This is a genomic window from Staphylococcus arlettae, from assembly GCF_002902345.1.
Taxonomy (GTDB): Bacteria; Bacillota; Bacilli; order Staphylococcales; family Staphylococcaceae; genus Staphylococcus; species Staphylococcus arlettae.
In genome coordinates, this window is sequence record NZ_PPQB01000018.1 from 97,440 (window position 1) to 104,335 (window position 6,896).

6 protein-coding genes and 2 pseudogenes are annotated in these 6,896 nt (G+C 28.2%); all 8 read right to left on the minus strand.

Annotated elements, in window-relative coordinates:
- Positions 1-170 (minus strand): annotated as a pseudogene (locus CD036_RS13325) (glycosyltransferase WbuB); the annotation flags it as partial.
- A gap of 23 nt (positions 171-193) precedes the next feature.
- Positions 194-1,456, minus strand: coding sequence for an O-antigen polymerase (locus CD036_RS08720; protein WP_103388458.1), 1,263 nt, complete (start codon positions 1,454-1,456; stop codon positions 194-196).
- A gap of 5 nt (positions 1,457-1,461) precedes the next feature.
- Complete coding sequence (locus tag CD036_RS08725) at positions 1,462-2,643, minus strand: lipopolysaccharide biosynthesis protein (protein ID WP_021459842.1); 1,182 nt, start codon at positions 2,641-2,643, stop codon at positions 1,462-1,464.
- 15 nt (positions 2,644-2,658) lie between these two features.
- Entirely contained in the window at positions 2,659-3,771 is a 1,113-nt protein-coding gene (locus CD036_RS08730; RefSeq protein WP_103388459.1) for a glycosyltransferase, read from the minus strand.
- A gap of 10 nt (positions 3,772-3,781) precedes the next feature.
- Positions 3,782-4,405, minus strand: coding sequence for a CatB-related O-acetyltransferase (locus CD036_RS08735; RefSeq protein WP_021459840.1), 624 nt, complete (start codon positions 4,403-4,405; stop codon positions 3,782-3,784).
- Positions 4,399-5,529, minus strand: coding sequence for a non-hydrolyzing UDP-N-acetylglucosamine 2-epimerase (wecB, locus tag CD036_RS08740; RefSeq protein WP_103388460.1), 1,131 nt, complete (start codon positions 5,527-5,529; stop codon positions 4,399-4,401). The genes CD036_RS08735 and wecB overlap by 7 nt, the downstream gene beginning before the upstream one ends.
- A gap of 4 nt (positions 5,530-5,533) precedes the next feature.
- Positions 5,534-6,643 carry a polysaccharide biosynthesis C-terminal domain-containing protein gene (locus CD036_RS08745; RefSeq protein ID WP_002509437.1) on the minus strand — a complete coding sequence of 370 codons (1,110 nt, stop codon included), beginning with the start codon at positions 6,641-6,643 and terminating at the stop codon, positions 5,534-5,536.
- Positions 6,640-6,896: pseudogene (locus CD036_RS13330) on the minus strand (UDP-glucose 4-epimerase); the annotation flags it as partial. The gene CD036_RS08745 and the pseudogene CD036_RS13330, both read right to left, overlap by 4 nt.

The following is a 6,896-nucleotide window of genomic DNA, read 5'->3' on the forward strand; positions in this document are numbered from 1 at the left end:
TTTTTTTCAACATCTTTTTCATTACTGTATTCATATGGCCACCCACACATCACTTCCACACGCATACCTTTGTCAACTAAGTCCTCAGCCATTTGAGTTGGTAATGTAGCAGACGACACATATTCAGGATAAAAATACTGACATAATATTAATAATTTTTTCTTTTTCATCTACTCACCTTAGATTTTCAAATTTATTTAAACTTAAGCTTAATTTGTGATAACCAAAGCAATAATGCTAACGGAATAAATAAATATAATGCTTCTTGAATATTTGTTGCAGTATCTCCCCGAATAGAACCCATAATCAATTGAATAGATAAAATAGTTATTAAAATTAAATTAATACTATATATTCCATTTTCAGCTTTTCTTAAGCTCAAACTGTACTGGTCAGCTAAACCACAAAATATTGCAAATATTATACTCGCTAAAATTATTCCAAAAACACCTAAATATATATATGCTTCACCTACAAACCCTGGTGGAATTGACATCCCTTGATCAAATGGAAAATTTAATTTTTTAACTATTTCTTCCGACAAAGGTTGGGGTTTATTCGGCCAAATACTTCTAGGTATAAAAATAAATAATGGTTTGAATAATGTTAATATATTTACATGTACTTGATAATTAGTAATTATAGTTGCTAAAGAATATGAATAATTCACATCCGTTCCTACTGCTAAATAATCTATATATTTGTTGTAATCTCCGACTAATATATCTTTAAAATTCACAAAACCATCCTTCAAACCATAAGTTCGAATGCTCATCATTAAAGGTAATATAATTAATATAGTTGATAGTGCAATTGCTGATAAATGAAGAAGGTTTGGTGTTTTCCCTTTTTTATAAATGTAAAGTACTAAAATTGCTATAGTGGGATATATTAAAATGCGTCTTCCAAATATGAAGATTGTTACTACTATTACACTAATAAGAATTAGAAATAAAGATTTCACTTTATTTCTTGTATTATTTGAATTATATAAATATAAATATGAAAGATATAAGTAACCCAATAGCACTGATCCTTGTAACATTTTCATTATAGAGCTATTTTCAAGAGTTGCAGTCGAACCACCAGTAACAATGTTCAATCCTGTTAACATTATTACAACAATTGTTGCTAATACATATATTGGATAGATATTATCTATATTTTTTGTTTTTATTATTAATAAATTGTTCATTTCAAATTTTATATTTGCAAGTTGAATAATAAGATTAGTAACTACAAAGACAATCAAAGCTAGTAAATACAATTTATTAGTGTAATCATAATTTGAGGCATCTAAATACAATTTATAATTAAAAGGTTTATCCATTATTATAGGTAATAAAAAACTTATACTAAAAACTGTTAAAAATAATAAACTTATAAACCTAAAATTTGAACGCAATAAATATATCGCATAAGTAACCGATATTGTTACAAAGAAAAATATAATCACACAATTCACCCTTTATTCTGAATTAGCTTTAAAATATTTTTATAAATGGCAAAATGCTTATATATTGCTGAAATTATTAAAGCGATTGCATATCCATATATTTCTATAATGTTAGTCAATATTGCACTAAGTAAAACAATTATTATTAATGTGAATAAGTTAATTATCAAATTATTTCTATATTGATTGTTAGCAAGCAATTTTATTTGTAGCAATGCTGAACTCGACATTAAAATCACCCCTAAACTCGCTGGAAATATTAACAATTGAACTTTGTAAATATACTCATTATAAAATATATAAATAAAGACCCATGAAAGTACGGAAATAAAAATTGATATTATAATTGATAAAAATATTATTAACTTCCACGTCTTTCTTACTTGAGCTGTCGTAATCTCTTGTTTGTTATCAACTTCATAACTCAATAACACGGTAACAATGGGATTGATTAGTATATTAGAAATTTTGCCAATTATAGTAGCAATAAAGAATAATGGCACATAAATAGTTCCTAAGAATATACTTAGCAATATCCTATCTGAGTAATTAATTAAATTTAATATGGAATTAGCACTAAGAAGCTCTAAATAACTTTTAAAATCAACTTTATTTAACATTTTAATATTTGTTTTTTTTAATACGTTCTTATATTCAAATATCATTAATATACTCATTAAAAATTCACTCAAAAATAATATTACGAACACAGATGTATGCAATAAATACATACTTACGCCGCCTATTATCATAATTGCACTTGCTACTAAACTTATATAAAATAGTGATTTAAATCGAAAATCTAATCTGTAATATACAAATAAATAACATCTTATTAATAAAAATGCTGACCACAAACTAGAAAACATAATATCTATGAATGCAAACTGATTCACTAGAGAATAAAGACCCGTTACACACATTACTATTACAGATCCCATAAATATTAAAAATAAGTATTCCGATTCAATTATTTGATCTTTATTTTTATTTATTAATCTTATGTTATTCAATGTGTTCCCTATGATAGGTGAAATCATATTAACTAATGTTAAAAGTAAAATGAAGTTCCCAAATTCTATTGTAGAATGTGATTTTGAATAAATAGGTAGAAGTAAAAACTGCATTAAAACCATGATCATTACGTTAGATAACACACTATAGATAAAGTCTTTTGATTTATTCATTTTGCTACCACACTATTAATTACTTAAATATATTCTTTTTAATTTTTCACTTTCATTTTGCCAATTCAGCTCATTAGATGCCTTAATAGCATTACATCTTAATTTGTTGTATAAAATTTTATTATTTAATAATGTTTGCACGGCTTCAGCAATGTTTTGAGGTGTTACTTTGTCTATTACAATTCCAAATTCATATTTTTCATTTAAGTAGTAATGTTCTTTAACTGGAGATAATATTACTGGCAATCCAGCATGTATACATTCAAAAATTTTATTAGACACTGTATATTTAAAATTTATTGAAACAGGTTTAGTAAGAACTACACCAATATCACTTTCACTTAGTTTTTGAACTAACTCTTTTACTTCTACAGGTTTAGCTAATTTTACGTTAGCATTTTCTACTTTAATGAGTTTTCTAATTTCGTCTTCTTGTGGGCCAAATCCTCTAATCACATAATTAACTGGTTGTTCATGCTGAATTGTAGCAGCTTTAACAAACTCCTCATAACCACGATTTGCAACAATCTGACCTTGATAAACAACTTCATTAATTTCACTACTTTTAGTTAAAGTCAATGATTCATCGAGAAACGGTGCATTGGTAATCACATGTGGCTTTTTTTTATAACCTTTTTTTAAATAATATGATTTAGCTGCATGACTCACAGTAACAAATGCATTCACCCTTTTATTTATAATATGTTTTTCAATAAGTTCAACAATTTTAGATATAACTCTGTACTTATTGATAAATGCGTTCTTAGCATATATTTCATGGGCATCAAAAATGATATTGGCTTTTTTATAACCACTTAAGTAAACCATTAGCAACACATCAAAATCATTTGCATGAATAACGTCTGGTTTATAATTTTTAATTTGTCTTATTACACCTTTGGCAAATTTAATGCGTTTAGATAGCTTACTTAAAATTGAAGTAGAATCTTTTTTATCACCAATTAATTTATATTTAAAATCTATCTGCTTTAAGCGTTCTTCTGTAACATTTTTATTATTCATTCCAATCATTAAATGAGTATTAGTAACATTTTTAATCGTCTCCATTTGCTTCAAAATTCTAGGATCTTGAACAATATTACTTGATACGATATTTAAAATTTTCATTTATCTCTTCCTATTCTTTCGAAACTTTAAAATTATTTAATGAAAAGTTATTTGCTTTAAGTTCTTTTGGCTCCATTAACCACCATTTACTTTCAAGTAACTGCTGAATAGTTACATTATCAAATCTTTTTTTTATAGCTTTAGCTGGTATTCCACCTACAATTTCATAAGGAGCAACATCTTTCGTTACAACTGCTCCTGTTGCTATGATTGCACCAGTACCTATTTGAACACCATCTAGTACGATTGCACTAGCTCCAATCCATACATCATGTCCAACAACAATTTTCTTCGGACTCTCATCAAATTTCAAAAAAGCTTCTTTTAAACCAAAAGGGTTATTGTTTGAATAAAAGACAGGAGAGCTACTAAAAAAATTTACTGGATGCTTACCTAAACCCATCTTTACATCAGATGAAATTGAACAGTAATTGCCTATTTTAACGTTATTAAAATCACTACCAAAACCAATATAACTATATTTACCGATAGTAGAATTTCTGACTTTACAGAATCTATCGACATAATTATTACCTTCAAAAGTTGAATTAGTAACATAAGCTAATCTATTTATCTTCACATTTTTTTCCTTAGAAGATGATGATTTTATTAAAGCAAATACTTTATTTAACATGATTTCCTCCAAGTATTGCGATTAATAATATCTTTATAACTTTGAATAATTTTAACGACCTTTGTTGAAACATTGCTATCTTGATAGTCGATTGCGTCAACCATTGGCTCGTCATTTTCTTGCATTAATTTCGCTAATTCTACAGATTGCACAAGATTGGCATATGAAATGCCACCAACAATAACTGTCCCTTTATCAAGTACTTCCGGTCTTTCAGTTGATGTACGGATTAAGACACCTGGGAATTTTAAAATAGCTGATTCTTCAGACAATGTACCGCTATCGGATAATACGACAAATGCATTTTTCTGCAATGCATTATAATCAAAGAAGCCAAATGGTTTTAATTGACTAACCAATGGATGAAATTTGAAGTTTCTTTCTTCAATTTTTTTCCAACTTCTTGGATGCGTTGAATAAATAACTGGCATTTGATAGTTCTCTGCAATTGCGTTAATCGCACTCATCAATGATAAGAAGTTTTGCTCATTATCAATATTTTCTTCACGATGCGCTGACACTAAAATATAATTTTGCGGTGTTAACTTTAAGTTTGAAAGAATGCTACTTCCCTCAATTTTAGTTAAATGTTCATCTAATACTTCTTTCATAGGAGACCCTGTCACAAAAATATTTTGTTTTTGGATACCTTCATCAAGTAAATAGCGTCTACTATGTTCTGTGTAAGGTAAGTTAACATCACTGACATGGTCGACAATTTTCCGATTAATTTCCTCTGGTACATTTTGATCAAAACATCTGTTTCCTGCTTCCATATGAAATACTGGAATTTTAAGTCTTTTCGCTGATAACGCTGCTAAACAACTATTGGTATCTCCTAAAATTAACAGTGCATCTGGCATTTCTTCAGCTAAAACTTCATATGATTTTGCTAAAATGTTACCCATTGTTTCACCTAAATGACTTCCTACCACTTCAAGAAAGTAGTCTGGTTTTCTTAATTCTAAATCCTCAAAAAACACTTGATTCAGCGTATAGTCATAATTTTGACCCGTATGTACTAATACGTGATTGAAATACTTATCGCATGATTTTATAGTTGCTGATAACCGAATAATTTCAGGCCTTGTACCAACAACAGTCATTAATTTTAAATTTTTCACTTATTTAGACCTCCAAGAAATATGTATCTGGATTATGTGGGTCAAAGATTTCATTTACCCACATGATTGTAACCATATCTGTGTCACCTAAGTTTTCAATATTGTGTGTATAACCTACTGGAATATCAACTACTTCAAGTTTTTCGCTAGTAACAGGATATTCAATAATTTTGTCATCTCCAACTTTTCTAAAACGAATAACACCATGACCAGAAACAACTAAAAATTTTTCATTTTTTGTATGATGCCAATGGTTTCCTTTCACAATGCCAGGTTTTGAAATATTAACCGAAACTTGACCTCTATCTATAGTTTTAAAAATCTCTGTAAATGATCCTCTATCATCAACATTCATTTTTAAAGGATAACTAAATTTATCTTTAGGTAAGTAACTTAAAAATGTACTATGCAATGCTCGTTCAAATGGATTTTCAATATTTGGGAGTGATTTATTTATATTCATTTCTTTAAATCGATATAATAGTTTAGCTACTGTACCTAATTTTTCTTCAAATACATTAGGTACTTCGGGTCTGTCATTTTTAATAGTCGGTCGTCCTGCAATTGCATTTTTAAATTCTTTAATAACGTCATCAATATAGTTTAATTTAAGTTCAACATCCTCATCATTAACTTGTATTTCTTTATTTCGAGCAATATTATGGCAAAACGTAGCAATAACTGAGTTGTAATTCGGTTTGCACCATTTACCAAATAAATTAGGCAAGCGATAAATTAAACTTTCATTGCCATTTTGTACTGCAAAATTAATAAGTAGATGCTCACTTTCACGTTTACTATTACCATATGGTGTATCAATTTCAGCTTGAATTGATGAAGCAAAAATAATTTTTGGTTGCTTAGGGTTATCTTTTAAGATTTCAAGTATTTGTTGTAAAAAGTCTACATTACCTATTTTAAATTCCGTATCATTTTGAGGCCTATTTACGCCTGCTAAATGCACAACTGAATCAGCTACCAGTAAATACTGTTTTAATTCATCTGAGGAAGTTTGTCTGTGCACTTCAAAAATTTCATAATCTGTTGTTGCTTTCAAATCTTCTTTTAGGTTTTTTCCTACAAAGCCATTTGAGCCAGTTATAACAATTTTCAATGTAAACGCTCCTGTCTTTTATGGTATTTGCTTAATTCAGTACGAACATATTTTAAAGTCAGCAATTTCTCCTTAATTTCTTCAACTGTTAATATTGTCGTATTATCAGAATTATATTCATAAGATGCAGTAATACTTTTACTACCATCTTCAAAATAATTACTGTAATTCAAATCTCTTGAATCTGCTGGCACTCTGAAATAATTTCCTAAATCTTCACATTGAGCGTATTCCTCGCGAGTTAATAATGTTT